Source organism: Amycolatopsis sp. YIM 10 (assembly GCF_009429145.1).
GTDB lineage: Bacteria > Actinomycetota > Actinomycetes > Mycobacteriales > Pseudonocardiaceae > Amycolatopsis.
On the sequence record NZ_CP045480.1, the window covers coordinates 2,707,569 to 2,730,545 of the forward strand.

Consider the following 22,977-nt stretch of genomic DNA (forward strand, 5'->3'; position numbering starts at 1 on the left):
GAAGAAAGCGGAAGGCAACTTGAGGCAACCCTGGGCCTTCGTGAAACCTCGTGTTCTGTCATCTTTCTTCCCTTTCCTTCCTCGTGTCGTCGACGCCCAACCATCCACGTCTGGAGCGGTTGCCGCAACCCTCCTTCCTAAAAGTTCCGCCAAGTGGGTTGACTTACTTCCGAAACCTTCCTAATCTCTCCTGTATGCCCACCCCCAACCGCCAGCTCATCCGAGCCACACGACAGAAGCGTGGCTGGAAGCTCGCCGAACTCGCCGGGCGGGCCAACGTGAAGCCGCAGCACCTGGCCAACATCGAGAGCGGGCATGCCACCGCGTCGATCGAGGTGTTGCAGCGCTTGGCCCTCGAACTCGGCTTACCCGCCAAGCATCTGCGGCTGCCCGACGCTCCTGCCAGGGCGAAGACATGAGAAAGGTCGTCGCCACAGGGCCGCGCGACACGCGCCCGCCGACCCGGAACCCTCCGACCGTGCCGGACGTGCCAAACCCGCCGCGCCAGCCCCCGGCGGACCCGCCAGGCAGGCCAAGGCGGATCGCCGATCTTGACCCGGCGATGCGGGAGCACGCCGAACAGTTGCTAGCCCGCTTCGCCCCGCTGACCGACGAGCAGGCCGAGCGGGTGCGCTTCCTGCTCGCCCCTGCCGCTGAACAGATCCGCGAGCACGCGCCCGGCGCGCTGGCGATCGCCTGACCCAACGAAAAACGCGCGGCCGGTGCTGGAACACCGGACCGCGCCAGCCACGAGAGATAGAGATGGGAGAACTCTCATGACCAGGTCCAACCGTAGTAGACCGGCCGCCAAGCAGGCCCAGCCCCCGGCCCAGCCGGTGGACCGGTACCGGCACCTGCGGCAGACCGACTTCGTCCGGCGGGCGCCGCTGATGCTGTGGCTCGAACTGCTCGGCGCGGTGCTCACCCGGCCGCTGCGCACGCTCGCCGCCGACGCGGCGGTGGTGTTCGCGCCGATGACCGTCCGGATCACCGACGCGCCGGACCCGCGCCGGGGCGGTGACCAGCGGAGCGTGGCCGGGCCGCCGCCGGGCTGGGCGGTGCACCCGGTGTTCGTGGTGCTCGGCGTGGCCGCCGTGGGCCTGGCCGTCGGCGCGCTGGCAGCCGCGGTGGTGGCCCGATGAGCACGCTCACGAACTACACCGTCGGCAAGGGCCGCCTGGTGCACGGCTTCAACCAGGAGACCGGCGGCCTGCGGTGCGGGTCGGACTCCCGCTTCTGGCACAAGCGCACGAAGCAGCCGACCACCGCGCCGATCACCTGCCACACCTGCCTGCGCATCGGCGGTGGCCGGTGAACGCGCGCAACGTCCGGGCCCTGGGCCGTAACGCCGTCGTGCACGCCGGGAACCCGGCCAGCCCGGTTCCCTTCCCGCTCTGCCGTAGCGGCTCGCAGAACCAGCGCGGCACCCACTACTACGTGACAACCCAGGCTGTCACCTGCACCGACTGCGGCCCGGACATCGGGGCCGACCAGCGCGGCCTGTTCGAGGACGCGCCCCCGCTGCCCGTGCACCTGGTCGGAGAGCCGACCCCGCTCTACGACACCACCGCCGCCGCTGTCGAGAAGGACGTGAACCCCGATGACTGACCTGACTGCCCCGGCCGCCGTGCCGGTCCCCGGCGACCTGGCCGCGCTGGTCGGGCGCGTGGTGCCGCAGGCCTCGGCCGGGCGGCACCGGCGCCACGACTGCGGCGAGCCGACCGAGATCCTGCCCGCGCTCGGTGAGCTGACGGTGGTCGACGAGCTGCGCGCGATGCGCGGCGTGGTCGTGACCGTCGATCCGCACTTCGCCGGGCAGCAGTGCGAGTGGTGCCAGCAGTTCGGCGCGGTCACCTCGGTCCGGATCTACGGCGAGCCCGCCCCGGACACCCCGTACAGCAACCCGCTGGACGTGGCGGAGACCTGCGGGTGCCGGGCGTGCGCCTTGGGCGCGGTGAACCAGGCCCTCACCGAGCAGGACCGCAACTCCAACCGCGACATCCGGGTGGAGGTGGCGGGCTGATGGCCACCGAGGACAAGCCGCTGCACGTCCAGCAGGCCGAGGCGCTGCGGCGGTTGGCCGACCTGATCGAGGCCACGCCGGAGATCGAAGCGTGCTACTTGCGCGCTCCGTTCACCCCGAACATCTGGCACCTCCGGTCGGCGGCCGAGCTTGGCGAGCTGGCCAGGGCGGCCCTGCGTCTCGGCGCCCGGGTCGAGAAGGAAGCCGCGAGCGATGTGTACGACCTCCAGATCCATTTCGGAGCGTCTGGCTTTTCGGCGCTGGCCCCGCGCGGTGACGTGTGCGAGCGCGTCGTGACCGGGACCGAGGTGATCACCAAGAAGGTGCCGGACCCGATCCTGGTTGCCCAGGTGCCCGAGGTCGAGGTGCTCGAAGAGGTCGAGATCGTGGAGTGGCGGTGCACGCCGCTGCTCGCGCAGGCCACCACCCCGGCGGCGCTGCCGTCCTCTTCGGACAGTGCGGCGGCGACCGAGTGAGCACGGCGTCCACCTGGCCCAAGGCGGCCTTGCCCCCGGGTATCGCGATCGAGTGGGTTCCGGACGACAGCACCAAGCAGATGCTCGGCCGGAAGCTGAACCGCGCGGACGCGACGTTCCCCTGCCCGCGCTGCGGCGTGCAGTCGTGGATGGACGTCTACCTCCTGGCCGTGCGGTGGTCGTGCGGGCACACCCGCCCCCTGCCCCCGATCGGCTACCTCCGGCGGTCCACGGCATGAGCATCGGTCACCGGATCACCAAGCTGCGCGCCGCCGCGAACCTCAGCCAGGTGCAGCTGGCGGAGGCGATGCAGGCGCGCGGGCACACCCGCTACCACCAGTCGACCGTCCACAAGATCGAGAGCGGTGGCCGGTTCGTGCGGGCGGACGAGCTGGCCGCCCTGGCGCAGTGCCTGCGCTGCTCCGTGCTGGACATCCTCGGCATCCGGCGCGAGGACGACGCCGCTTGGCGTCGGCGCACCTGATGACCCGCCTCGGCCGGGACACCCCTCCTCCCGGCCGAGGCTTCCCACCCCACTACCTGCCATCGAGGAGCAACCCCGTGACCAGCGTCCACTTCACCAGCGACCACCCGCCCGCCCAGGACATCATCGACGCCCTGCGGGCCGCGATCGCCTACCCCGGTTCCTTCGGCGAGCGACAGCACGCCGACGACGGCCACCCCGAGACCCGCGAGAGCTGGCAGGCCCGCGCCGCGTACGCGGTGGTCGGCCCGCTGCTCGATCAGCTCGCCGGCATCGGGGCCGAGGCCTCGCCGGGCGAGATGCACCAGCTGCTGGCCGCCTACGGCGAGAGCCCGGCGCCGCACGTCACCCGCAGGTCGGCCGCGGCTCCGGAGCTGTTCGCGATCGGGAGCGAGCTGCTCGACGCCTGCCACGCCGCGGAAACGCTGGAGCCCCACTACGTGCAGGGCGTCTTCGCCCGCCACCTGCCCGCCGTCGACGAGCACTGACCGAGAAGGACCGCGCAACCGATGAACATCGCTTTCCAGGTCGGGCTGGCGAAGATCCTCCGGGACTTCTTCAACGCCTGCTACGACCAGATCCGCGTCGACGCCGACAAGCAGCTGGGCCGGGGCGACCGCCTCGTCGCTCGTTCCCCGCGCAACAACATGAAGCTGGCCACGGTGTCCAAGCAGGACCCCGCTCCGACCGTCGAAGTCGTCGACGAGCCCGCGTTCCAGGCGTGGGTGGCCGAGGCCTACCCGGAGGCGCTGAAGACCACGCACGAGATCGGCGGCAGCGTCCGCGAGGTGGTGGACGTGCTGTTCACCCACGCTCCGCACCTGCTGCGCGAGACGACTTCGGTGGACAAGGAGTTCCTGCGCGAACTCAGGACCCGCTCGGCGGCGGTCGGCGCGCCGGTCGGCCCTGGCGCGGAGACCGACATCCCTGGTGTGGCGGTGATCGAGAAGGCGTCGCACGTGTCCGCGCTGGCCGCCCCCGGCGCGCTGGCCGAGGTGATCGAGCTGTTCCGCACCGGCGAGCTGTCGCTCGAAACGCTCGCGCCGCGCGAGCTGCCGGGCGGTGCGGCATGAACAAGGAGATCCTGACCGCGCTGCGGGAACCGTTCACCGGCAAGGAGATCGGGAAGCTCCCGAAGGTCACCTGCCGGGCGTGCTCGGACCCGAAGAAGGACTGCGACGCCCACGAGCGCAAGAAGTGCAGCACCTGCAAGGCATTCGTGTCCACCGCGCACATCCACCTCGACTACGTCGGCCACGCCCACATCACCGAACGCCTGCTCAACGTCGACCCGTTGTGGTCCTGGGAGCCGGTCGCGTTTAGCCCGCACGGCCTGCCCGCGCTCGACGACAAGGGCGGCCTGTGGATCCGGCTGACCGTCGGCGGGATGACCCGCTACGGGTACGGGCACGAGGGCGGCGGCGGCCACCACGGCGGCGACAGCATGAAGGCCACCATCGGCGACGCGATCAAGAACGCGGCGATGCGGTTCGGGGCGGCGCTGGACCTGTGGAAGAAGGAGCCCGCCGCGCCGGTCGAGGCCACTCCAGTCAGCCGGGCCGAGAAGCCGAAGCTGCGCGAGGAGGACCAGCGCACCGTGCTGCGCGCCGAGATCGCGGGACTCGGCAAGACCTGTGGCTGGGACACCGCGGCGGTGGCCGAGGACTTCACCACCTGGTCGCAGGGCGGGAACATCCTGCGCGCCGGGGTGGCCGTGCTGGCCGAGTACAAGAAGCACCTGCAAGAGAGCCAGCCGTGACCGCGCAGCAGGTGTCCGAGGACGTGCGCGCCACGATCTGGACCCGGTCCGCGGGCATCTGCGAGAAGTGCGGGCGCGCTGCCGCCACGGAGGTCCACCACCGGTGCGGCCGCAAGATGGGCGGCACCGTCCGGCGGTGGATCAACCTGCCCGCCAACCTGCTGCACCTCTGCTCGCCGTGCCACGAGTTCGTCACCAACACCCGCGGGCAGCGTGCGTTCATCGAAACCATGGGCTGGCTCGTCCGCGAGGGCATCCGCTTGCCCTCCGAGATCCCAGTCCTTCTGGCTCGCGGGCTGGTGCTGCTGCGCGACGACGGTGACGTCGAGTTCGTTCCGCCCGGCACCGCCCGCGCCAAGTCCATTGAGGAGGCTCTGTCGTGAGCACCAAACCCACTCCGATGGCCCCGTGCATCGTGGTCGCCGGGCTGCTGCTAGTCGCCCTGTTCTGCGCGCTGTCGCTGCTCGTGCCCGCGCTGGTCGACCTGGCGGCCTACCTGTTCGGGAGTGCGTGATGCCCCGCCGCGCGCATCCAACCCACGCCTGCCCGTGCGGGTGCGGCGCGCGGATCGCGTTCACCCGGTACTGCTGCGCGGCCGGGTGGCGTCGCCTGCCCGTCCCGCTGCGGGCCGCGATTACCAGCAGCTACCGCCGCGACGACGCCGCGCACGCCGAGGCGATGCTGGAGGCGAAGGCATGGTTCGACGCCCAGCGCCCGGCGCCCCGGGTGTTCGCGCCGGACGGGCCGGAGCCCGAGCCGTCGGTGACCGCGCTGCACGCCCCGACCCGCACCGGTGACGGCTACCTCAAGCGGTGCGACGGCGGCGGCTGGTACTGGGCGGGCACCGTCGAGGACGTCGTGCCTCGCATCGGCAACAGCTGGCCGCCGACCCCGTTGTGCGTGGACGGGCCGCTGACCGAGATGCGTGCCCGATGACCGCCACCGTCACCCGCGTGCCGGAGATCGAGGACGTGCTGCGCCGCGCGGATGCGCGCCTGGCCGACCGTTGCGGCGACGAGCCGCTCCCGCCCGACCACATCGCCACCTTCGCCCGCGCGGTCGAGCCACTGCTGGCCGGGCGCCCGCCGGCATCGGCGGCCGACCTGGCCGAGCTGGAACAGCTGCGGCAGCGCCTGGCCGACGCCGACCGCCAGCTGGAGGACGCCACCGCCGAGATCCAGCGGTTGACCGCCGAGTTGCCCGCGCTCGAAGAGCTCGAAGCCCGCGCCGACAAGTTCAGCCAGCAGCGCGACGCCGAGGCCGCCGAAGCGGCGCGGCTGGCCGGTCTCCTCGAGGAGGCGACCCGCCGCGAGGCCGCGCTGGTTGCCGAGCACACGGCCGCGCTGGCCGATGTCGAGGCTCGTGCCGAGGTGTACCGCCAGGAGCGCACCCGGCACGAGGCCGCGAGGAGCGAGGAGCAGGCGGCGACGATCACGCGGCTGACGACCGAGGTGGAGATGCTGCGCGGCCAGCTGCACGCCGCGAACACCGGCGCGGCCGAGCTGGCTGACCTCCTCGACGCCGAGCGCCTGGTGGCCGAGCGCCAGCACATGCACAGCTACCCGTGGCCCGACCCCGCGCAGGCTCCCGGGCCGTGCTCGTGCGGCAAGCCGCACCCGTGGGCCGAACTCGCCGCGGCCGAGCTGGTCGGCCCGGAGGAACCGCCGGAGACCGGGCCGTGGGACACCGCGCTGCGCGACCGGATCCGCGCCGAGCTGGAGGGGTGGCCCGCATGAACATCAGCGAGGCGAACGCGACCAACCGGCTGCTGCGCTACCTGCTCGCCGAGGCGCCGAGCGAGGACGAGCACGCCCACGCGCAGGAGGACGCCACGTTCCTGGCCTCCCGCGCCAAGGCGGCGCTCGGCGCCGGTCCGGGCCGCGACCAGGTGCGCGAGCGGTGGCCGCAGCGCCCGCACCGGCGCGGGCAGTGAGCACCCGCGAGGCGTGGCGGCGTCGGCGGCACATCTGGCACGAGGCGCTGCGCAGCCTCGCCCGCACCGCGACCGCCACGCGCCGCCAGGGCACCACACCCGACTTCACCGAGATGACCGATGCCCGCGCCGCCGCCGAGGCGGCCCTGACCAGGAAGCGATTCCGATGACGACCGAACTCCAGCTGTTCGCCGCGCTGCTCGCCTGGCGCCGCGACATCGACAGCGTGCCCCTGCCCGAGATCACCCTGCCCGCTCCGGGCGCAACACCGCACAGTGAAAGGAAAACCGCGTGACCATCGAGTCCACACAGGACACGCAGGCGGAGGAAGACACCCCGTTTGCCCTGTTCCTCTACGAGCTGAACAAGGGCCGACCGAACCGCGAGCTCGGCGCGAAGCTCAAGGAGCTGGTCGCCGAGGTGCTCAAGACCCGCAAGGCCGGGACGCTCCAGCTCACGCTCACGGTCAAGCCACAGGCCAACGTGGACGGCGCGGTGATCATTGCCGACGAGATCAAGCGCAAGCTCCCCGCGTTCGACCGCAAGGCCTCGATCTACTTCGCCGACGAGACCGGCGCGCTCCACCGCGACAACCCCACTCAGCCCACCCTGTTCGAGCAGATCGTGACGGGCAGCAAGGAGATCACGAAGTGACCAGCACCGAACTCGTCGACGAGGGCAGCCACGCCCTCGTCGAGAGCCTCGCCCGCCGTGTCGAGGCCGCCACCCCGCCGGAGCCGTACCCCCTCGACACCACCTCGAACGTCGTGGTTCGGGTGCTGCGCAGCGACGAGCAGTTGCACGCCACCAACTTCGAAGGGTGGCTGCCGGACCCGGTCCGGCCGCGCGGCAATGCCACGCTCCACGACCCGTCGTCCTTCGTCGACTACGTGCGCCGCCTCGGCGACGGCTACACCACCGTGTGGGGCACGGAGAAGGACGCCCGGTTCACCGCGGTGCTCAACGACCACGCCGACAACGAGAACGCCGGGTGGCGCGACCACACCGCGGTGCTCCAGCTCCAGGACGACCCGGACTGGCTGGCCTTCGCCCGCCACGACGGCAAGTACCTGACACAGGTGCAGTTCGCCGAGTTCCTCCAGGACTACGCCACCGTGTTCATCCAGCCCGACGGCGCCTCGCTGCTGGAGGTCGCGCTGGAGTTCAAGGCGCACAAGAAGGCCGAGTACTCCTCGGCGATCAACCTCGACACCGGCGACGTGCAGCTGTCCTACAGCGAGGAGACCAAGGCGAAGACCCCGAAGGCCGGGCAGATCGACGTCCCGCGCGAGTTCGTGGTGGCCATCGCGCCGTTCCTCGGCATGCCACCCGTCCAGGTCGCTGCCCGGCTGCGCTGGAGCCTCGACGACGGCCAGCTGTCGATCGGGTTCAAGTTGCACCGGCCCGATCTGGTCAAGCGGGATGCGTTCGCCGAGCTGTGCACCGTGATCCGCGACGGGCTGAAGGACACCCCGCGCGGCGGCGACATGCCCGTGCACCTCGGCACCCCGCCGCAACCGGTCCGCCCGCACAACTGACCGGCTCCACCTGACCACCGGGGCGCCCCGTTCGCCCGCGCGCTGCGGGGCGCCCCGGATTCCACCCGCACACCCACTACACAACCGGCCGTGCATCGGGAGAACCCCGGAGCGCGGCGCGCCCGAGCACGAGGGGAGCACCCTGCCGCATGGCGGACACTCGCACCTACATCCGCGTCCACGACGGGATCGAGGACCACCCGAAGATCGATCCCCTGAGTGACAAGGCTTTCCGCCTGCTCGTCACCACGTGGGCCTGGTGCTCGCGGCACACGACCGACGGGCGTGTGCCGCTGAAGGTCTGGTTGAAACGCGGCACCTCCAAGGCGCGCGCCGAACTCGTCGACGCGCGCCTGGCCGAGGTCTACGCCGACCACATCGTCATGCACGACTACCTCGAACACCAGCGTTCGGCCGCGCTGATCGCCGAGAAGATCGACGCCAAGCGCCGCGCCGGTCAGCTGGGTAACCACAACCGGTGGCACCGCGACACCGGCACCCACGACGAGACCTGTGAGTTCTGTGTGGACAGTCCACCGCCCTCGCGCAACCGATCGCAGGTGCGATCGGACAGCGATCGCGGAGGCGACTCGCACCCGCGATCGCAAACCGGTCGCGAAACGTCGCCAGAGACAGAGACAGAGACAGAGACAGAGAAAAAGAAGGGGGTCACCTTGGGGGGGAAGCTCCCTGAAGCCAACGCGCGCGCAACCACCCCGCCCCCAACCCGCTGCGCCCGGCACGCCAACCACGACGACCCGCCGCCCTGCCGGGCCTGCGCCGAAGCCCGCCAAGCCGCCGAGCAGTGGCAGCGCGACCACGCCCGCACCACCGCGCTGGCCATCCGCGCCTGCACCTGGTGCGACGGCGACGGCTGGCGCTGGCACCCCGACGGCAAGCGGCACGGCGTCATCGGCGAACGCTGCGACCACACCCCGGCCCGGCGGCTCCAGCCCGCCGGTGAGCCCCCGTGACCCGCCGAGCCGTCCACGGTCCGCACGGCCTGTGGCGCTGGACGCGCACCGGCGTCGAGCGCGGCCGGATCGAGACCAACCCGCTGCTGCGCAAGTGCCCGCACTGCGGCGCCGCGATCGGCCAGAGCTGCACCAAGCCCAGCCGCGGCAAACGCGTCGACTGCCCGCCGCACCCCCTCCGACTCGAACAGGACCCGAGCCCATGCCCGCCACCTGCGCCCGCCGCGGCTGCACCGAGATCGTCTTCACCTGGCTCAACCGCCACCACTGCTCCGACGAGTGCCGCCGCGCCGACCTCGGCGGCGAGCGCCTGGAGCCCGCGCCGGTGACCCCGAGCACCGTGCGCCCGCTGACCGTCGAGCACCAGCTGGTGCTCGCACAGCCCGCCGTCGACGCCAGCGCCGAGCACACCACCGACCCGACCGAACGCGGCTGGCTCGCCAAGCTGCTGCGCCGCCTCTTCGGCTGACCGTCCCGAAAGGACTCCCCTGTGACCGACGAACTGCCCGGCCAGCCCGACGGCATCGACGAGGACGAGATACCCGGCGAGCTGCCAGACCCGGCTCGCGCTGCTGAGCGAGTGGTCTCCGTGGTCGAGTGGTGGGGCGACGGACGCATCCCGGTCGAACGGATCTCCGGACTGTTCGCCGTGCCCACCACCGAGCAGCCGCTGTATGCCCGGGACCTGGTGGCGTTGGCGCGGGTGCCCGAGGAGCTGGCCTGCGCGCGCGCCGCCTTCCAGGATCACGTCGCCAGCCTGCGGCGCGAGCTGGAGGAGGCGACCGCCGACCGCGAAGCCCTGCGCGGCCATCTGGCCGGCGTGATCGGGGAGCTGGCGAACCGCGTCCACGACCGGTGCCGCCACGACAAGCGCCCGCTGTGGTGCGCGATCTGCCAGGGCGTCGAGCCTGACCCGGACGTTCCCGGTCCTGTGGTCTCCGAGGGGGCGTGACCGATGAGCCACACCGACGCGATCAAGCAGGCTGTGGAGCAGGCCGGGTACACCGTCGTCGAGGTCACGGGGCCGGGCGTCGAGGTCCTGGCCCTGCACCTCGCCGGCCGACTCGGCTACGTCAAGCCCTCGGACGAATGGGTCGACGGCCTGGAGCCGCTGCCCGACGAGCACCAGGTGGCCGCGCACATCCTGCGTGACGCCGGGCTGCTGCCGGAGTTCGAGCTGTGACCGCCCGCTGCAACGCCGAGCTGTGCCCGTACTGGGACGGCGATGGCTGCCCCTGCGCTCGATTCGACATCGACCCGCCCGAACCCGGTACCGACCCGACCACCCTGCCCGCAGGCACCTACCACCTGACCGTCCCGACAGAGCACGACGTCGACGCCGAGGCCGCCCGCCACGAGGACACCTGCCCGAAGCGCCGCATCCGCCCGCACTGCCAGTGCTACACCCCACCGGAAGGCAGGGAGCCGTGACCACCCGCGGCCGCCGCACGGGGCCGGTCCCGCGAGGGATCTGCCCCGTGTGCGGCGAACTCCGTCACCTCCGTCTCGGCGGGGTGATAGGTCAGCACAGGACGATCTACCGCAGCCACTACCGCGGCGCGTCATGCGCTGGCGTCGACCAGGCCGCCGCGGTCTACGGGCCTGAACTCGCGTCGCAAGACGAGAAGTCCCCACAACCAAGGAGTCCCGAAGTGCCCGACCCGACCATGCCGCCCCTGCCCGACACCCGGCCGCCCTCCAGCGTCCGCCGCTCGGTCCGCATCCACCGGGAGAACGACCGCACCGCGCTGTTCGTCGACGACCTCAACATCGCCAACACCGTGGTGGACGCGGACGTCAGCCTCCACCCGACCGGGCCCCCCGAGGTCACACTCCGGATGATCCCCGGCGTCATCTACCTCGACAGCGACCTGGCCGACATCGGCGTCGACGACGCCACCCACGCCGCGCTGCTCAAGCTCGGCTGGACCCCGCCCGCCCGTCTGGCGAGATCGTGACCCGCCTGCGCTGGGCCTGGTGGACCGTCCGGTCCTGGTGGATCACCACCCCGCCGTACCTGGTCTACATCACGCTCCGCCTGGGGCACGATGAGCGACGACCCGGCTGCCGACGGAGGATGAGCTGATGACGGACGAACTCTGGGTGATCGTGCGCACCGGCGGCACCGCGCCCGAACTGGTCGGCGCCTGGTCCGATCCCGGCGAAGCGGCCAAGCTCGCCGAGGCACTGGGACCCGGGCACGCGCTCGCGCCGGTCACGGAGGTCAAGCCTGGCACCGCGTTCGTGGCGCACGTGTGGCGGTGCCGGGCGACGGTCACCCCGGGAGCAGGGTTCGACCTCGACGAGCCGCAGAAGCTCGCGGGCGCGTCCCGGATCGTGATCGACACCGCCGACATGCCGGCCGAACGCGTGCACGTCGACGAGGAAGCTGCGGAGCTGAACCGCGCGGTGCACGGCGAGAACCGGCAGCACCTGGAGGCCTTCGCCGCGACCGCGGAGCGCGCGGCCGAGCTGGCGGCCGAGAAGGCCCGCGAGCTGGGTGGTTCGCCCGCGTGACCATAGTGTGATGTGCACAGCACAGAAACCCCCTTGCAAAGTGTGATGCGGCATCACATAATTAAGGGGTCCCGCAGGGACAAGCCCCGGAGCCCGGGTGCTGCTTCACCCGGTTCCACACGGGGCTAACTCCATAGAGGAAGGAAACTCCGATGACGGAGGACTACCCGGACGGCCGTTTCTACGGCGTGCGCTACCACGAGAGCGCAGGGGAGGGCCTGTACCGGATCGCCGGTCGCATCCTGGAAGACCTCAAGCTCGACCAGGAGGAAGGTCTGCTCCCGTCCACGGTGATCCTGGTGGTGGCGGTGAACGGCAACACGATCACCGTCCAGGCCCACATCCAGGACCAGCGCGAGTTCGAGCACTACGTCGCGCAGGGCATCCGTGCCCGCGTGACCAAGGTGGCGGACCGCTACAACTGGCGGGGCATCACCAACGCCGCTGACACCCGGTTCAAGTTCGGATGCCAGGTCCGTTTCGTTCGCGGACGGCTTGACGCCCGGACGCTGGGCTCGATCATCGGATAACTGAAACCGGGGGCGGTGCCAGCCAGGCGCCGCCCCCGGCCTCTACCCACGAAAAGACCCCGGCGGCGCTGCTTCGCCAGCCGGGGTCGGAAGGAAACTCCACCGGAGAGGATACGACCCCATGCCGCGCAAGCCAACCCCGCCGCCGCCCGAACTCGACGCCGTCCGCGAAGTGGCCGGCCGCCTCGCCGACGCCGAGGCCGAGGTGGAGCGGCTGCGCGCCGAGCGCGACCAGGCGCTACTCGTCGCGAAGGAAGCGGGCGCCACCGGCGAGCAGCTCGGCGCCGCGGCCAACATCGACCGCCGCAACGTGTACCCGGCCCTCGAAGCCGCCCGCCGTGCGAAGAACGCGCCGACCCCGAAGGACCAGCCGTGACCGACATCGACGACTACGACGACGAACCAACCGGCAGGTGCCAGGAAGAGCCCTACTGCCACGCCTGCAACGACGGCGGCTGCCGCGAATGCCACCCCACCCGGTTCCAGGCCTGGCGCGCGAAATGGCAGGACCGGTACGGCCGGGCACTGCTCGGCATCCGCCGCGATCAGCCGCCGGTGACCTTCGACCCGTGGGCCATCCCGACCGAACCCGCCAGCCCGCCGCGGCTCCACGACGAGCCCCCGTTCTGACCACCCCAAGGAGACAACGAGCGCGTGAACGACTTGATCGAGTTCCTGCGAGCCCGCGTCGCCGACGACGCGGAAGCGGCTCGCAAGCCCCTGGGCGTCAACGCCCTGGCCCGCGCGAAGGGCGGCGCCCCGCTACCGCGCTGGCGGTGGCAGGGCGGCACGCGGACGATCTCGTCCGAGAACGGCACTTCCTCGCGCCAGCTGATTCCCCGCGCCGAGACCTGGCTGGCCGAGGGTGAGCACATCATCCGGTGGGACCCGAAACGGGCACTCGACGAGCTGGAGGCGAAGCAGCGGATCATTGAGCTGCACGCGTCGCGCATCTCGATCTGGTGGCCGGATCAGGAGGCGTGCGAGGTCGAGGTCTGCAAGGTGTGCAGCGAGTCGGAGTACTCGCCGGACGGCGACGTCGAGGCGCCTTGCCCGACCGTCCGCCTGCTCGCCCTGCCGTATGCCGGCCACCCGGACTACCGCGAGGAGTGGCGCCCGTGATCGAGATCCTGATCGAGGACGACCACGCCGCCCAGTGGGCGCGGGGCGTCGCGGCGGGCTGGGAGTCCGTCTACCAGAACGCCACCAGCAGCCCCGGCAGCGAGACCTCACCCGCCTACTGGCGCGGCTTCGCCGCGGGCAGACGGGTCACCCGGCGAGTCCACAACGAACGCTCGGTGGCCGGGAAGGAGTGGTACGAGCTGACCCGCGCCGAACGTTGGGACATCATCCTGGAGCACGGCCAGAACCCGGCCCTGCCGCCGCGCGGCGTCTCGCGCGGCGAACCGCCCCCAGGCCTGCGCAACTGGGTGTGCGCGGCCGACGGCCACGCCGACCCGGACAACTCCGGCCTGTGCATCCACTGTGGAACCGTCCTCGACGACGACGAGGACGGGGAAGAGTGGTGGTCGTGACGGAACCGACCCTCGGCGAGTGGTGGGCCGACCTGCGAGCACGCCGTGCCGAACTGGAGGCTGCGGTGGAGGCGCAGTGGCGAGCGCGCCCCATCATCAAGGGAGACCAGCCGCACCGGCCCCGCTACATCTACTGCTCCGAGCCGGAACTGTGCTGCCTGCACTACCACCCGGTGGTCATCGAGTGCGCCGTCTGCGGCCAGAGCTGGCCATGCGCCGCGAAATGCAGCCACCACACCGAGGCACAGGTAACCAGGCTGCGCCGGTGGGTCGAGGGACGACGCGGACGCCCGGCGCGAACCGACCGATGAGCGAGGCCTGGGCCGGAGGCTCCACGCGGGCGTGGCGCCGGACCCGCCTGTTCGTCCTCAACCGGGACCGCTGGATCTGCGGGCTGTGCGGCTTCGCCATCGACCCGCTGCTGGAGCACCCGCACCCGATGTCCGCGTCGGTGCACCACATCCGCGGCAAGAAGTACGGCGACGATCCGGCGTGGCTCCAGGCGGCGCACCGGAAGTGCAATATGGACGTTGGTGACCCCAACAATCAGCCTGACCCCGAACCCCGACCCATGACGGAGTGGTGACGATGGCCGACCAGCCGCCGTACGAACTGCACTACGAGCTGAACGGCCAGCCCGAGCGCGTCATCTCGAACTCGTTCGAAGCACTGATCCTGGGAGCTGGTGACTTCAGCCGCGAGCACAAGGACTACCGGACGATCAACATCACCGACTCGGACGGGAACGAAGTGTGGCGCCCATGACCGAGCACACCCCCGAGATCGGCGAGCTGGTCGACGTGGACCAGGGCGACGGCGTGCTCCGACGCGCGAAGGTCGTCGGATTCGAGATGATCCGCTGCCCGGTGGTCGAGTACCCGGCTCCCACGGGGCAGCTGCACGCGCTCTACTGCCGGTCTGTGGGCAAGGCCCCGGAACCCACCCGGGAGACCGTGCACCCCGACGACATCGTGGTGGACGCATGACCCACCAGCGCATGCAGGGGCAGACCCCGCGCCAGCCAGCACCACCACCCCCGCCTCCACCGGCGTGTACCTGCCGCTGCCAGTGCAGGTGTCCACGATGAGCAGGGCACCAGCACATCAGCACATGTGGACCACCACCAGGTGGATGCGGTGCGTCGAGTGCGGGCACCACCTCACACCGTGGCACCGAAGGCTGGCCATGTGGTGGGGGCTGCACAGGGCGCTGCTGCATGGGTGGGTACTGGGCAGGGCTACCACCCTGGCACGTAGGCGTGCACGATGATCATCATGCAATGCCTCATGCAACGCGCTGACCTGCACAAACGCACGTCCACAGTGGACAAGCCCCTGACCTGCGGTTTTTTGAGCTCCGACCCCGCCCGGACATCCACGTCCCTTGTGTCCTCTCTCTCCCCGCGCTCCCACGGAGGCCCGCGATGACCGATGATCAGCCCGTCGACGGCCTGCTGGGCGCGGTCGAGCGGACGCTGGACACGCTCGATCTCGAAGACGAAGACGCCGCGGCGTGCGAGCTGGCGCGCAGGCTCGCGCGGGCGATCGACGACGAGACCAGCGGGCGGACGATCGCCGAGCTCGGCGGGAAGCTGCTGGCGGTGCTCGGCGACCTCGGCGCGACCCCGGCCGCGCGCAAGGCGATCGTGCCGAAGGGAGGTACGCCAGGTGACGGTGACGGTGGGAACCCCAAGCGGGCCAAGCTCCACGCTCTCCGAGCCGAGCACGCCGTACGAACCGGGACCGACTGAGCGGATCCTCGGGCGGACCGAGCCGCGGCTCTACACGCCGCCGCTCGTCGTCGGCGCGCCCGGCCCGTGCGGGTGCGGGTGCGCGCTGACCCCAGAGACCTCGTACGGGTTCGGCGCCGACGACTTCGCGCGCGAGATCCTCGAACAGCCGCTCGATCCATGGGAGCGGTGGCTGGTCATCCACGCCGGCGAGCTCCTGCCCGACGGGCGCCCACGGTTCCGCAAGGTGCTGGTGATCGTCGCCCGGCAGAACGGCAAGACGCACGTACTCGTCGTGCTGTCGCTGTACTGGCTGTTCGTGCTTCAGGTCGGCCTTGTGCTGGGCACCTCGACCAACCTCGACTACGCCCGCGAGTCCTGGGAGAAGGCCGTCGAACTGGTCGAGTCCATCGAGGTACTCGACGAGGACGTGCCGAAGGGCGGTGTCCGACGGGCGAACGGCGAGCAGACCCTGACGGTGCTGTCCTATGCGGACGGGAAGCGCCGCCGGTGCCGGTACAAGATCGCCGCCTCGAACCGCAAGGGCGGCCGGTCGCTGACCGTGAACCGGCTCATCCTCGACGAGCTGCGCGAGCACGACTCGTGGGACCCGTGGAACGCCAGCTACAACGCCATGAACGCGGTCGCGGACGCGCAGGCTTTCGGGATCTCGAACAAGGGCGACGCGCGCGCCATCGTGCTCAACGCGCTACGCCGGGAAGCGATCGAAGTCGACGAGGTCACCGGCCGCGAGACGCTGCGCCCCGACTCGGACCCGGAGATGGGGTGGTTCGAGTGGAGCGCCCCGCAGGGCTCGGAGCCGGACGACCCGCACGCGCTGGCGATGGCGAACCCGAACCTCGGGCGGCGGGTCGGGCTGGGGTCGCTGCTGGCCGACGCCCGGCGCGTCAAGCGCGAGGGTGGGGAAGCGCTGGCGAAGTTCCTGACCGAGATCCTGTGCATGGACGTGCCGAACCTGAACCCCGCGCTGAGCCGCGAGGGCTGGGAGAAGGGCAAGGACCCGGCGAGCATGGACGGCCTGCGCGACCGCCTGGCGCTCGTCCTCGACGTGTCGATCGACGAACAGCACGCCACGCTCGTGACCGCCGCGGTGCTGCCCGACGGGCGCCGCGTACGGGTCGAGCCGGTCAAGGCGTGGTCCGGGCCGCTGGCCATGCAGCAGTTGCGCGCCGAGCTGCGGCCATGGGTGCGGCAGATCAAGCCGCGTCGGTTCGGCTGGTTCCCGTCGGGCCCGGCCGCGGCGGTCGCGGCGGAGATGGCTGTGGGTGCGCAGCGCGACGGGGAGCAGTGGCCGCCGCCTGGGGTCGAGGTTGAGGAGATCCGCAAGGACCTGCCCGCGGTGTGCATGGGGTTCGCCAGCCTGGTCAAGGACGGGGACGTGCTGAACTCCGGTGACCCGCTGCTGGACGCCCAGGTGGGCGGAGCGGAGAAGCTCCAGCGTGGCGAGGGCTGGGTGTTCACCCGGCGCGGTGCCGGTCACGTCGACAGCGTGTACGGGGCGGCCGGTGCAACGCACATGGCGCGGACGATGCCGCCGGAGGAGAAGCCGCCGCCGCGCCCGATGGTCGTCTGATCATGTTCGGATAGCGAACGTGTGTGCGAGAATCGCACACATGATGGACCTCACCGGCGCGAACGCCACTGTGACGCGGGCGCTCGCGCGTGCGCGCGCCGCCGCGCCGACCGCGCTCCAGGTCGGCGGCGGCGGCGCCGCGGCGGCCGGGCTGTACCTGCTCGCGGGGCTGGCCTGGGTGCTGCTCATCGGCGGGCTCACGGTCGCCGCGGTCGCCATCGCCGCCGAGTGGCGGGGGCGCTGATGGGGCTGGGCAAGCTGTTCCGGGCCACGCCACCGGCGCCCCAGCAGTCGCGCATGATCGTCTCGGATGGCTTGCGTATCGGCCCATCGGCCGTGCTCGGCGCCGGTGAACGCCCGTGGGGCAGCAGCGCCTACGTGCAGGCGCTCGGTATCCCCGGCTTCGACCGCGGGGTGATGCTGATCGCGGACCTGCTGGGCAATCTGCCATGGGATGCCTACACCGAGACCGATGAGGATTTCGCGGAGAAGATCCGGCCGCGGCCGCTCCTGCTGGAGCAGCCGAACCCGGAGGAAACGCGGATCAACACGGTGTCGAACTGGACGGCCGATCTCGTGCAGAACGGCAACGCGGTCGGTGTGATCGTCGAGTGGGACCGTCAGGGCACCCCGACCGCGGTGGTGCCGGTCCCGTCGAGCTGGGTGGGCGTGCGGCGGGTGAACGGCGAGACCTACTCGGAGCTGCCGAAAGGCGCGATCGAGTACCAAATCGGCGGCCTGCCGGGCTTCTCCGCCGACGAGGTAATCCACGTGAAGGGCCCGTGCGAGCCGGGACGGCTGCGCGGTGTCGGCGTGCTGGAGAAGCATTTCAACGGCTCTGGCACCCTCGATCTGGCGGCCGAGCTGGGGCGCCAGGCCCGCAGCATCTCGCAGAACGGTGTGCCCACGGCGGTGCTGCGCTCGACCAACCCGGACGCCACCGAAGGCGACCTGATCGCGGTCAAGCAGTCGTGGTTGCGGAACATGCGTGACCGGACGGTCGCGGTGCTCAACGCGACCACCGAGTTCACCCCGCTGGCGTGGAAGCCGGAGGAGATGCAGCTGGTCGAGGCGCGGAAGTTCTCGTTGCTGGAGATAGCGAACATCCTGGGGTTGCCGCCGCGGTTCCTCGGTGCGTCCACAGGGGACTCGATGACCTACAGCACCAGCGAGAGCGAGTCGATCGACCTGCTCAAGTTCTCCCTCAGCGGTCACCTGGGCCGATTCGAGCAGACGCTGACGCTCCAGTTCCCGACGAGCACGTGGGTGCAGGCCGACCTCGACGCCGTGCTGCGCGCGGACACCCTGACCCGGTACCAGGCCTACGAGATCGGCATCCGGTCCGGGTTCCTGCTCCGCAGCGAGGTCCGCCAGATCGAGAACCGCCGGCCGGTCCCCGGCATCGACGACAAGAAGGCCGAGCCGCAGACCCCATCGCCTGCGCCCGCCGACGTGCCAGCCGATCAGGAACAACCGCAAGGAGCCGAGTAATGCCACCCAGGACCCGCAAGACCCCGGCCGAGAAGGCCGCCCCGGCTACTGCTGAGGACACCGCCGCGGCCGCTGCCGAGGGAACGGCCACGGTCGACACTGCCGCCGCTGAGGAAACCGCTCCCACCGAGCAGGCCGATCCAGCTCCTCCCGAGGACACCGCCCCGGCGGGGCCGATGGTCTGCATCGTCGGCTGGTGCGACGAGCCCGAAGCCGTCGCCGGTCTGGGCGTGTGCCGTGAGCATTTCGATGCCGGGTGGCGATTCGTGAAGGAGCCCGACGGTGACTGAGATTCTGACGCGGTGCTTCATGCCCGAGCTGGAGGTGCGTTCGGCGGCGCAGGGCGGCGACGGCCGGACTGTGGTCGGTATCGCCGTGCCGTACGGCAAGCCACAGCGCATCGACTCGCGCCTGACCGAGCAGTTCGGCCGTGGCGCGTTCAATGCACAACTGCGCGCCGCGCACCGTATCGGGTTCTTCAGGGACCACGGACCGCACGGCGGCACGCTGATCGGTCCGACCACGCTGCTCCGTGACGACGCCGCCGGGCTCTACGGCGAGTGGCGCGTGTCCAAAACGGAGAAGGGTGACGAGACGCTCGAACTGATCAAGGACGGCGCGCTGTCCGAACTCAGCATCGGGTTCCGGGAAGGACAGAACCGCACGCTTCCCGGTGGGGTGATCGAGCGTGCGACGGCGACGCTGACCGAAGTGGCCGTCGTGATGGCTGGCGCCTACGGCGGTGACGCCTCGGTTCTGGCGGTGCGTAGTGCGTCCACTATGGAACGTCGCGCGGCTGCCGCGCAGATCATCGCGAACCTGCCGACGCTGTCCGTCGACGCGGATCTGCTCACTCGACCAGGCTCGCACTGACGCCGACGCAGCCTGACCAACATAACCTGCTAAGCGGTTATGGGGGTTATACTCCGAACAGACGCGGACGCCGACACCCTCGCCCCTCACCGAAGCGAGCACCCCGGCCAATCGGGCGGATGAACCCAATCCACTCGAACCGGGAGGACCGGCGTCATGCCGAACCCTTATCTGGTCCGGTTGCGCAATCAGCACGACGAGCTGCGCACCTCCATCGACAGCGTCCAGAAGAAGGCGCTCGACGAGAACCGAGACCTCACCAGCGACGAACTTCGTTCCATCACCGACGACGTCGCGAAGCTCCAGGCCCTGACCGCGCAGATCGAGCAGCTCGCCAACGCCGAGCAGCACAGCCGGTCAGCGTCCGAGCAGGCCGACCGCCTGGAGACCCTGACGCGCGAGACCGGCGACGAGCAGCAGCAGAACCGCGCCCGGAATGCCGGCGAGATGGCCGCGCGGCTGGCCGAGGGCGACACCGAGGGCGAGAACCTCGCCGGTGAGCACCACCGTTCCCGCTCGCGCACCACCACACGCGACCGCGACCCGGGCCACTACCGGTCTGTCAAGGACGGCGGCCAAAACTCTTTCTTCGGTGACCACTACCGCTCCAAGGTGCTCGGCGACGCCGAGGCGACCAAGCGCCTTGAGGAGCACATGCGGGCGGTCACGCAGGCCTCGGGCGGAACGGGCATCATCCCGCCGAAGTGGCTGACCGAGGAATACGAGTCGATCGCCCGGCAGGTCCGCGTCGTGGCGAACATGGTCCGCCACATTCCGCTCGGTGACGACCCGCGTCCGCTCGTGCTGCCCAAGCAGACCGGCGGCACCGACCAGAACATCGTCCCGCAGGCCGCCGAGGGCGCGAACACCCCGGCGTGGGGCGTCGATCGCTTCACCACCAACCACGACACGCTCACGCCGCACACCGAAGCCGCCTACCAGGATGTCGCGCGCCAGCTGCTCGGCTCGTCCACCCCGGCCGTCGACATGCTGATCATGGGCGACCTGCGTGCCGCCTGGGACACCAAGGTCGAAAACATCGTGTGCGCGGCGATCCTCGCGGGCGGCACGGCCGCGGGGACCACGTTCGCCACCGAGGCCGCGTTCGCCACGGACGCCGCCGCGATCGACGGCGTGATCGACGGGCAGATGGCGGTCTCCGGTGACCAGCGCGGGCCGGCCGACCTGGTCATCGCGAACTTCCGCCGGTTCGGCGCGTTCCGCAAGCTCAAGGACGGCAACAGCCGGCCGCTCATGCCCGTGTCCCGGTACAACCCGCAGAACGCGGCGGGCGCGGTGGGCAACGTGCTGATGGGCGACATCGAGGGCAGCGACGTCGTGGGCACCGCCGGTGTCCCGACCGCGTACCCCGAGAAGTACGCGGTGCTGCGCCGCCATGCGGTCATCCTCGGCGAGTCGGACCTGCTCGACTTCACCTACGAGCAGGTCGGTGGCCCCGCGTTCGTCCGCATGGGCATCTGGGGCTACGTCGGCGTTCTGGTGCGCAACCCGAACTCCGTGTCAGTCCAGACGGTCACGGCGGCCTGACGATGACTTGGCCGCCCACGCTGGATGATCTCAAGGCCGACTTGAAGATCCCCGAGTCGGACACGCGCGACGACGCGGTACTGGCGCAGCAGCTGGCCGCGGCGATCGCGTTCATCCAGCGTGTGCGGCCGGAGTTCAACTACGCGGCCGATCCGCTGACCGAGCTGCCCGAGCCGACGGCGGATCTCGAACTGGGCACGCTCCGGCTGGCCGGCCGGTGGTTCACCCGCCGCCGGTCGCCGGACGCCCTCGTCGCGATGGGCGAACTCGGCAGCGCCCGGATTCCGGCGTTCGACCCGGACATCGAGCGCCTGCTGGGAATCGGCCGCTTCCGAGGGCCGGTGTTCGCATGAACCCGATCCAGGCCGCGCACGAGCAGCTCACGGCCGCACTGTCCACCGTGGACGGCTGCCGGGTGTACGGGCTGGGCGATTCGATCGCCCCGCCCGGCCTGGTGGTCGGCGCACCGCGGCTGGCATGGGATGCCTACAACACCGGCGGCATGCCCACCTCGGCGACCTTCCCGGTTTTCCTGGTCGTCGGCTTCGCCGAGCGGACGCTGCCCGAGCTGTACGAGCTGGTTCCCGTTGTGGCACAGGCGATCGAGACCACCGACGCCACGATCGCGGGCGCGAACCCGGGCACCTACGTCGGTGCCAACACCGAGCTGCCCGCCTACACCTTCGACGCGGATTTCCCGCTGACACAAGAAATGGGGGCCTGACGTGGCCATCCACCAGAAGCGCTTGAAGGTGATTCAGTTCACCATCGGCGGAACTTCGTTCGAGTGCCAGGTGCAAACCTGGAACTTGGACCCCGGCATCGAGGACGGCGACCGCCTGTACTCCCAGTGCCCGGACGGGGAAGCTGTCGAGGAGACCGATCCGGAGCCGACGCTCGAAGTCACGTTCTACGCGGACTGGCGTTCCGGCGGGATCTCGGATTACCTGTGGGCGCACAACGGCGAGACCGCTGCGTTCGTGCTCGACCACCACCCCAACGTTCCCAACGAGCACGTGCGCTGGACCGGCGAGCTGGTCGTCAAGCCCGGCCCGGCCGGTGGAGAAGCCCGCGAAACCGAAATGACCGAAGTGACTTTCCAGTGCGTCGGTCTGCCGCTGTACGAGAGGGTGGCCTGATATGGCGCGCTTGTCCCCGGTTACTCAGCCGATTGTCCGGAGTGGACTGACTCCGGTGCTGACCGCGCCGAACGTCGACGGCGACATCATCGACACCGGCAGGGTTTTCCTGGAAGTCGTCAACGATTCCGGTGCGCCGGTCGTCGTCACGGTGGTGTCCACACAGAACGTCGAGGGCCTTCCGGTCGAGGACCTGGAGGTGTCCGTGCCCGCCGCCGATCGGAAGCTGTTCGGTCCGTTCAGCCCGTCCCTGTTCGGCCAGCCGATCGGGGACCCCAACGCGGGCAAGGCATTCGTCAACTACTCGGCGGTCGCATCCGTCACGAGAGGGGTTTTCTCGCTGTGATCACGCTCAAGCTCAAGGACGACGAAGGCGAAGTCACCGAGCTGACCGCCACCACGCGCGACATCGTGCTGTGGGAACGGACTCACCGGGGCAAGACCTTCAAGTCCATTCAGGACAATATGTCGCTGATCGACTTCTACGGCATCGCCTACTGCGCGGTGAAGCGGCAGAACATCGTCCTGATGCATGACTTCGCCAACGAGAAGGAATTCACCGACCTGTTCGATCTGGAATTCGAGATGGACGTGGAGGCGGACCCTACCCTCGCGGGTCTCTGACCCGCCGCCTCGTCGCGCTGGCGATCTCCACGCAGACGCCGGTGCACGACTGGCTCGACGAGGAAGACGACGCGCTGATCACCACAGCCCTGGAGCTGATGGAGGAACAGCGCAAGGAGCAGAACAAGACCGCCGCCCGCGGCCAACGGGCGCCTGGGGCCGGTGGCCCGCAGTACAGCGGATGACCGACTGAACCGGGAGCAGGTGAAC

Annotated in this window: 50 protein-coding genes; all 50 read left to right on the forward strand. The window is 70.5% G+C overall.

What is annotated here, in order from left to right:
- Nucleotides 1-194 precede the first annotated feature (194 nt).
- The 50 genes from YIM_RS13150 to YIM_RS13385 all read left to right on the forward strand — a co-directional run bounded on the left by YIM_RS13150 (nt 195) and on the right by YIM_RS13385 (nt 22,952).
- Entirely contained in the window at nt 195-419 is a 225-nt protein-coding gene (locus YIM_RS13150) for a helix-turn-helix domain-containing protein (RefSeq protein WP_153030624.1), read from the forward strand.
- Nucleotides 420-478: 59 nt separating this feature from the next.
- Complete coding sequence (locus YIM_RS13155; protein ID WP_153030625.1) at nt 479-700, forward strand: hypothetical protein; 222 nt, start codon at nt 479-481, stop codon at nt 698-700.
- A gap of 76 nt (nt 701-776) precedes the next feature.
- Complete coding sequence (locus YIM_RS13160; RefSeq protein WP_153030626.1) at nt 777-1,142, forward strand: hypothetical protein; 366 nt, start codon at nt 777-779, stop codon at nt 1,140-1,142.
- On the forward strand, nt 1,139-1,315 hold the full coding sequence (locus tag YIM_RS13165; protein ID WP_153030627.1) for a hypothetical protein: 177 nt from the start codon (nt 1,139-1,141) through the stop codon (nt 1,313-1,315). The genes YIM_RS13160 and YIM_RS13165 overlap by 4 nt, the downstream gene beginning before the upstream one ends.
- Nucleotides 1,312-1,608 carry a hypothetical protein gene (locus YIM_RS13170; protein ID WP_153030628.1) on the forward strand — a complete coding sequence of 99 codons (297 nt, stop codon included), beginning with the start codon at nt 1,312-1,314 and terminating at the stop codon, nt 1,606-1,608. Before YIM_RS13165 ends, YIM_RS13170 begins: the two co-directional genes overlap by 4 nt.
- On the forward strand, nt 1,601-2,023 hold the full coding sequence (locus YIM_RS13175) for a hypothetical protein (protein ID WP_153030629.1): 423 nt from the start codon (nt 1,601-1,603) through the stop codon (nt 2,021-2,023). Before YIM_RS13170 ends, YIM_RS13175 begins: the two co-directional genes overlap by 8 nt.
- A complete protein-coding gene (locus YIM_RS13180) occupies nt 2,023-2,499 on the forward strand; it encodes a hypothetical protein (RefSeq protein ID WP_153030630.1) in 477 nt (158 codons plus the stop codon). The genes YIM_RS13175 and YIM_RS13180 overlap by 1 nt, the downstream gene beginning before the upstream one ends.
- Nucleotides 2,496-2,738, forward strand: a complete 243-nt coding sequence (locus tag YIM_RS13185) for a hypothetical protein (RefSeq protein ID WP_153030631.1) — start codon at nt 2,496-2,498, stop codon at nt 2,736-2,738. The genes YIM_RS13180 and YIM_RS13185 overlap by 4 nt, the downstream gene beginning before the upstream one ends.
- A complete protein-coding gene (locus YIM_RS13190) occupies nt 2,735-2,983 on the forward strand; it encodes a helix-turn-helix domain-containing protein (RefSeq protein ID WP_153030632.1) in 249 nt (82 codons plus the stop codon). The genes YIM_RS13185 and YIM_RS13190 overlap by 4 nt, the downstream gene beginning before the upstream one ends.
- 77 nt (nt 2,984-3,060) lie before the next feature.
- Nucleotides 3,061-3,471: a hypothetical protein gene (locus tag YIM_RS13195; RefSeq protein WP_153030633.1), complete on the forward strand. Its 411-nt coding sequence runs from the start codon at nt 3,061-3,063 to the stop codon at nt 3,469-3,471.
- Nucleotides 3,472-3,492: 21 nt separating this feature from the next.
- On the forward strand, nt 3,493-4,056 hold the full coding sequence (locus YIM_RS13200) for a hypothetical protein (RefSeq protein WP_153030634.1): 564 nt from the start codon (nt 3,493-3,495) through the stop codon (nt 4,054-4,056).
- A complete protein-coding gene (locus YIM_RS13205; RefSeq protein WP_153030635.1) occupies nt 4,053-4,742 on the forward strand; it encodes a hypothetical protein in 690 nt (229 codons plus the stop codon). The genes YIM_RS13200 and YIM_RS13205 overlap by 4 nt, the downstream gene beginning before the upstream one ends.
- Nucleotides 4,739-5,125 carry an HNH endonuclease gene (locus YIM_RS13210; protein WP_153030636.1) on the forward strand — a complete coding sequence of 129 codons (387 nt, stop codon included), beginning with the start codon at nt 4,739-4,741 and terminating at the stop codon, nt 5,123-5,125. The genes YIM_RS13205 and YIM_RS13210 overlap by 4 nt, the downstream gene beginning before the upstream one ends.
- Nucleotides 5,122-5,256, forward strand: a complete 135-nt coding sequence (locus YIM_RS49645; protein ID WP_255462913.1) for a hypothetical protein — start codon at nt 5,122-5,124, stop codon at nt 5,254-5,256. The genes YIM_RS13210 and YIM_RS49645 overlap by 4 nt, the downstream gene beginning before the upstream one ends.
- Nucleotides 5,256-5,678, forward strand: coding sequence for a hypothetical protein (locus YIM_RS13215; protein WP_153030637.1), 423 nt, complete (start codon nt 5,256-5,258; stop codon nt 5,676-5,678). Before YIM_RS49645 ends, YIM_RS13215 begins: the two co-directional genes overlap by 1 nt.
- Nucleotides 5,675-6,478, forward strand: coding sequence for a hypothetical protein (locus YIM_RS13220; protein WP_153030638.1), 804 nt, complete (start codon nt 5,675-5,677; stop codon nt 6,476-6,478). The genes YIM_RS13215 and YIM_RS13220 overlap by 4 nt, the downstream gene beginning before the upstream one ends.
- Complete coding sequence (locus YIM_RS13225) at nt 6,475-6,675, forward strand: hypothetical protein (protein ID WP_153030639.1); 201 nt, start codon at nt 6,475-6,477, stop codon at nt 6,673-6,675. The genes YIM_RS13220 and YIM_RS13225 overlap by 4 nt, the downstream gene beginning before the upstream one ends.
- A complete protein-coding gene (locus YIM_RS13230) occupies nt 6,672-6,845 on the forward strand; it encodes a hypothetical protein (RefSeq protein WP_153030640.1) in 174 nt (57 codons plus the stop codon). The genes YIM_RS13225 and YIM_RS13230 overlap by 4 nt, the downstream gene beginning before the upstream one ends.
- Complete coding sequence (locus tag YIM_RS49650; RefSeq protein WP_255462914.1) at nt 6,842-6,970, forward strand: hypothetical protein; 129 nt, start codon at nt 6,842-6,844, stop codon at nt 6,968-6,970. Before YIM_RS13230 ends, YIM_RS49650 begins: the two co-directional genes overlap by 4 nt.
- Nucleotides 6,967-7,329, forward strand: coding sequence for a hypothetical protein (locus YIM_RS13235; protein ID WP_228004703.1), 363 nt, complete (start codon nt 6,967-6,969; stop codon nt 7,327-7,329). The genes YIM_RS49650 and YIM_RS13235 overlap by 4 nt, the downstream gene beginning before the upstream one ends.
- Nucleotides 7,326-8,213 (forward strand): DUF2303 family protein, encoded by an 888-nt coding sequence (locus YIM_RS13240; protein WP_153030641.1) that lies wholly within the window; start codon nt 7,326-7,328, stop codon nt 8,211-8,213. The genes YIM_RS13235 and YIM_RS13240 overlap by 4 nt, the downstream gene beginning before the upstream one ends.
- Before the next feature lie 149 nt (nt 8,214-8,362).
- Entirely contained in the window at nt 8,363-9,187 is an 825-nt protein-coding gene (locus YIM_RS13245) for a hypothetical protein (protein WP_153030642.1), read from the forward strand.
- A gap of 202 nt (nt 9,188-9,389) precedes the next feature.
- The gene (locus tag YIM_RS13250) at nt 9,390-9,656 is read left to right on the forward strand and encodes a hypothetical protein (RefSeq protein WP_153030643.1); all 267 of its coding nucleotides are present in this window, start codon (nt 9,390-9,392) and stop codon (nt 9,654-9,656) included.
- 21 nt (nt 9,657-9,677) lie between these two features.
- Nucleotides 9,678-10,139 (forward strand): hypothetical protein, encoded by a 462-nt coding sequence (locus YIM_RS13255; RefSeq protein WP_153030644.1) that lies wholly within the window; start codon nt 9,678-9,680, stop codon nt 10,137-10,139.
- 3 nt (nt 10,140-10,142) lie between these two features.
- Entirely contained in the window at nt 10,143-10,370 is a 228-nt protein-coding gene (locus YIM_RS13260; RefSeq protein ID WP_153030645.1) for a hypothetical protein, read from the forward strand.
- Entirely contained in the window at nt 10,367-10,618 is a 252-nt protein-coding gene (locus YIM_RS13265) for a hypothetical protein (protein WP_153030646.1), read from the forward strand. Before YIM_RS13260 ends, YIM_RS13265 begins: the two co-directional genes overlap by 4 nt.
- A gap of 221 nt (nt 10,619-10,839) precedes the next feature.
- Nucleotides 10,840-11,145, forward strand: coding sequence for a hypothetical protein (locus tag YIM_RS13270; RefSeq protein ID WP_153030647.1), 306 nt, complete (start codon nt 10,840-10,842; stop codon nt 11,143-11,145).
- Nucleotides 11,146-11,272: 127 nt separating this feature from the next.
- A complete protein-coding gene (locus YIM_RS13275) occupies nt 11,273-11,704 on the forward strand; it encodes a hypothetical protein (RefSeq protein ID WP_153030648.1) in 432 nt (143 codons plus the stop codon).
- 152 nt (nt 11,705-11,856) lie between these two features.
- Nucleotides 11,857-12,234, forward strand: a complete 378-nt coding sequence (locus tag YIM_RS13280) for a hypothetical protein (RefSeq protein ID WP_153030649.1) — start codon at nt 11,857-11,859, stop codon at nt 12,232-12,234.
- A gap of 121 nt (nt 12,235-12,355) precedes the next feature.
- Nucleotides 12,356-12,610 carry a hypothetical protein gene (locus tag YIM_RS13285; protein ID WP_153030650.1) on the forward strand — a complete coding sequence of 85 codons (255 nt, stop codon included), beginning with the start codon at nt 12,356-12,358 and terminating at the stop codon, nt 12,608-12,610.
- Entirely contained in the window at nt 12,607-12,864 is a 258-nt protein-coding gene (locus tag YIM_RS13290) for a hypothetical protein (protein ID WP_153030651.1), read from the forward strand. Before YIM_RS13285 ends, YIM_RS13290 begins: the two co-directional genes overlap by 4 nt.
- Before the next feature lie 24 nt (nt 12,865-12,888).
- On the forward strand, nt 12,889-13,356 hold the full coding sequence (locus tag YIM_RS13295; protein ID WP_153030652.1) for a DUF6221 family protein: 468 nt from the start codon (nt 12,889-12,891) through the stop codon (nt 13,354-13,356).
- Entirely contained in the window at nt 13,353-13,769 is a 417-nt protein-coding gene (locus tag YIM_RS13300; protein WP_153030653.1) for a hypothetical protein, read from the forward strand. The genes YIM_RS13295 and YIM_RS13300 overlap by 4 nt, the downstream gene beginning before the upstream one ends.
- Nucleotides 13,766-14,080: a hypothetical protein gene (locus YIM_RS13305; protein WP_153030654.1), complete on the forward strand. Its 315-nt coding sequence runs from the start codon at nt 13,766-13,768 to the stop codon at nt 14,078-14,080. Before YIM_RS13300 ends, YIM_RS13305 begins: the two co-directional genes overlap by 4 nt.
- Entirely contained in the window at nt 14,077-14,355 is a 279-nt protein-coding gene (locus tag YIM_RS13310; protein WP_153030655.1) for an HNH endonuclease, read from the forward strand. The genes YIM_RS13305 and YIM_RS13310 overlap by 4 nt, the downstream gene beginning before the upstream one ends.
- A 2-nt stretch (nt 14,356-14,357) precedes the next feature.
- Complete coding sequence (locus YIM_RS13315) at nt 14,358-14,534, forward strand: hypothetical protein (protein ID WP_153030656.1); 177 nt, start codon at nt 14,358-14,360, stop codon at nt 14,532-14,534.
- Nucleotides 14,531-14,755, forward strand: coding sequence for a hypothetical protein (locus YIM_RS13320; protein ID WP_153030657.1), 225 nt, complete (start codon nt 14,531-14,533; stop codon nt 14,753-14,755). Before YIM_RS13315 ends, YIM_RS13320 begins: the two co-directional genes overlap by 4 nt.
- Nucleotides 14,756-15,192: 437 nt before the next feature.
- Nucleotides 15,193-15,519, forward strand: a complete 327-nt coding sequence (locus YIM_RS13325) for a hypothetical protein (RefSeq protein ID WP_153030658.1) — start codon at nt 15,193-15,195, stop codon at nt 15,517-15,519.
- Nucleotides 15,449-17,092: a terminase gene (locus YIM_RS13330; protein WP_228004704.1), complete on the forward strand. Its 1,644-nt coding sequence runs from the start codon at nt 15,449-15,451 to the stop codon at nt 17,090-17,092. Before YIM_RS13325 ends, YIM_RS13330 begins: the two co-directional genes overlap by 71 nt.
- 40 nt (nt 17,093-17,132) lie before the next feature.
- Nucleotides 17,133-17,336 carry a hypothetical protein gene (locus tag YIM_RS13335; RefSeq protein ID WP_153030659.1) on the forward strand — a complete coding sequence of 68 codons (204 nt, stop codon included), beginning with the start codon at nt 17,133-17,135 and terminating at the stop codon, nt 17,334-17,336.
- On the forward strand, nt 17,321-18,583 hold the full coding sequence (locus tag YIM_RS13340) for a phage portal protein (protein ID WP_153030660.1): 1,263 nt from the start codon (nt 17,321-17,323) through the stop codon (nt 18,581-18,583). The genes YIM_RS13335 and YIM_RS13340 overlap by 16 nt, the downstream gene beginning before the upstream one ends.
- On the forward strand, nt 18,583-18,873 hold the full coding sequence (locus tag YIM_RS13345) for a hypothetical protein (protein WP_153030661.1): 291 nt from the start codon (nt 18,583-18,585) through the stop codon (nt 18,871-18,873). Before YIM_RS13340 ends, YIM_RS13345 begins: the two co-directional genes overlap by 1 nt.
- The gene (locus tag YIM_RS13350) at nt 18,866-19,456 is read left to right on the forward strand and encodes an HK97 family phage prohead protease (protein ID WP_153030662.1); all 591 of its coding nucleotides are present in this window, start codon (nt 18,866-18,868) and stop codon (nt 19,454-19,456) included. Before YIM_RS13345 ends, YIM_RS13350 begins: the two co-directional genes overlap by 8 nt.
- A gap of 156 nt (nt 19,457-19,612) precedes the next feature.
- Nucleotides 19,613-21,004, forward strand: coding sequence for a phage major capsid protein (locus YIM_RS13355; RefSeq protein WP_153030663.1), 1,392 nt, complete (start codon nt 19,613-19,615; stop codon nt 21,002-21,004).
- A 2-nt stretch (nt 21,005-21,006) separates the two neighbouring features.
- Nucleotides 21,007-21,357 (forward strand): phage head-tail connector protein, encoded by a 351-nt coding sequence (locus tag YIM_RS13360; protein WP_153030664.1) that lies wholly within the window; start codon nt 21,007-21,009, stop codon nt 21,355-21,357.
- The gene (locus tag YIM_RS13365) at nt 21,354-21,728 is read left to right on the forward strand and encodes a hypothetical protein (RefSeq protein ID WP_153030665.1); all 375 of its coding nucleotides are present in this window, start codon (nt 21,354-21,356) and stop codon (nt 21,726-21,728) included. The genes YIM_RS13360 and YIM_RS13365 overlap by 4 nt, the downstream gene beginning before the upstream one ends.
- 22 nt (nt 21,729-21,750) lie before the next feature.
- On the forward strand, nt 21,751-22,143 hold the full coding sequence (locus tag YIM_RS13370; protein WP_153030666.1) for a hypothetical protein: 393 nt from the start codon (nt 21,751-21,753) through the stop codon (nt 22,141-22,143).
- 55 nt (nt 22,144-22,198) lie between these two features.
- Nucleotides 22,199-22,489 carry a hypothetical protein gene (locus tag YIM_RS13375; protein WP_153030667.1) on the forward strand — a complete coding sequence of 97 codons (291 nt, stop codon included), beginning with the start codon at nt 22,199-22,201 and terminating at the stop codon, nt 22,487-22,489.
- Nucleotides 22,486-22,767, forward strand: coding sequence for a hypothetical protein (locus YIM_RS13380; protein WP_153030668.1), 282 nt, complete (start codon nt 22,486-22,488; stop codon nt 22,765-22,767). The genes YIM_RS13375 and YIM_RS13380 overlap by 4 nt, the downstream gene beginning before the upstream one ends.
- A gap of 41 nt (nt 22,768-22,808) precedes the next feature.
- Nucleotides 22,809-22,952, forward strand: a complete 144-nt coding sequence (locus YIM_RS13385; protein ID WP_153030669.1) for a hypothetical protein — start codon at nt 22,809-22,811, stop codon at nt 22,950-22,952.
- The last annotated feature ends 25 nt before the right edge of the window (nt 22,953-22,977 follow it).

Coding starts and splice junctions, on each gene's coding strand:
- YIM_RS49650 (WP_255462914.1), top strand. CDS start 6,842: ATGACGACCGAACTCCAGCTGTTCGCCGCGCTGCTCGCCTGGCGCCGC.
- YIM_RS13315 (WP_153030656.1), top strand. CDS start 14,358: ATGGCCGACCAGCCGCCGTACGAACTGCACTACGAGCTGAACGGCCAG.
- YIM_RS13335 (WP_153030659.1), top strand. CDS start 17,133: ATGATGGACCTCACCGGCGCGAACGCCACTGTGACGCGGGCGCTCGCG.
- YIM_RS13165 (WP_153030627.1), top strand. CDS start 1,139: ATGAGCACGCTCACGAACTACACCGTCGGCAAGGGCCGCCTGGTGCAC.
- YIM_RS13225 (WP_153030639.1), top strand. CDS start 6,475: ATGAACATCAGCGAGGCGAACGCGACCAACCGGCTGCTGCGCTACCTG.
- YIM_RS13160 (WP_153030626.1), top strand. CDS start 777: ATGACCAGGTCCAACCGTAGTAGACCGGCCGCCAAGCAGGCCCAGCCC.
- YIM_RS13245 (WP_153030642.1), top strand. CDS start 8,363: ATGGCGGACACTCGCACCTACATCCGCGTCCACGACGGGATCGAGGAC.
- YIM_RS13190 (WP_153030632.1), top strand. CDS start 2,735: ATGAGCATCGGTCACCGGATCACCAAGCTGCGCGCCGCCGCGAACCTC.
- YIM_RS13215 (WP_153030637.1), top strand. CDS start 5,256: ATGCCCCGCCGCGCGCATCCAACCCACGCCTGCCCGTGCGGGTGCGGC.
- YIM_RS13325 (WP_153030658.1), top strand. CDS start 15,193: ATGACCGATGATCAGCCCGTCGACGGCCTGCTGGGCGCGGTCGAGCGG.
- YIM_RS13345 (WP_153030661.1), top strand. CDS start 18,583: ATGCCACCCAGGACCCGCAAGACCCCGGCCGAGAAGGCCGCCCCGGCT.
- YIM_RS13360 (WP_153030664.1), top strand. CDS start 21,007: ATGACTTGGCCGCCCACGCTGGATGATCTCAAGGCCGACTTGAAGATC.
- YIM_RS13320 (WP_153030657.1), top strand. CDS start 14,531: ATGACCGAGCACACCCCCGAGATCGGCGAGCTGGTCGACGTGGACCAG.
- YIM_RS13285 (WP_153030650.1), top strand. CDS start 12,356: ATGCCGCGCAAGCCAACCCCGCCGCCGCCCGAACTCGACGCCGTCCGC.
- YIM_RS13180 (WP_153030630.1), top strand. CDS start 2,023: ATGGCCACCGAGGACAAGCCGCTGCACGTCCAGCAGGCCGAGGCGCTG.
- YIM_RS13275 (WP_153030648.1), top strand. CDS start 11,273: ATGACGGACGAACTCTGGGTGATCGTGCGCACCGGCGGCACCGCGCCC.
- YIM_RS13250 (WP_153030643.1), top strand. CDS start 9,390: ATGCCCGCCACCTGCGCCCGCCGCGGCTGCACCGAGATCGTCTTCACC.
- YIM_RS13365 (WP_153030665.1), top strand. CDS start 21,354: ATGAACCCGATCCAGGCCGCGCACGAGCAGCTCACGGCCGCACTGTCC.
- YIM_RS13280 (WP_153030649.1), top strand. CDS start 11,857: ATGACGGAGGACTACCCGGACGGCCGTTTCTACGGCGTGCGCTACCAC.
- YIM_RS13175 (WP_153030629.1), top strand. CDS start 1,601: ATGACTGACCTGACTGCCCCGGCCGCCGTGCCGGTCCCCGGCGACCTG.
- YIM_RS13205 (WP_153030635.1), top strand. CDS start 4,053: ATGAACAAGGAGATCCTGACCGCGCTGCGGGAACCGTTCACCGGCAAG.
- YIM_RS13150 (WP_153030624.1), top strand. CDS start 195: ATGCCCACCCCCAACCGCCAGCTCATCCGAGCCACACGACAGAAGCGT.
- YIM_RS13310 (WP_153030655.1), top strand. CDS start 14,077: ATGAGCGAGGCCTGGGCCGGAGGCTCCACGCGGGCGTGGCGCCGGACC.
- YIM_RS13200 (WP_153030634.1), top strand. CDS start 3,493: ATGAACATCGCTTTCCAGGTCGGGCTGGCGAAGATCCTCCGGGACTTC.
- YIM_RS13220 (WP_153030638.1), top strand. CDS start 5,675: ATGACCGCCACCGTCACCCGCGTGCCGGAGATCGAGGACGTGCTGCGC.
- YIM_RS13260 (WP_153030645.1), top strand. CDS start 10,143: ATGAGCCACACCGACGCGATCAAGCAGGCTGTGGAGCAGGCCGGGTAC.
- YIM_RS13355 (WP_153030663.1), top strand. CDS start 19,613: ATGCCGAACCCTTATCTGGTCCGGTTGCGCAATCAGCACGACGAGCTG.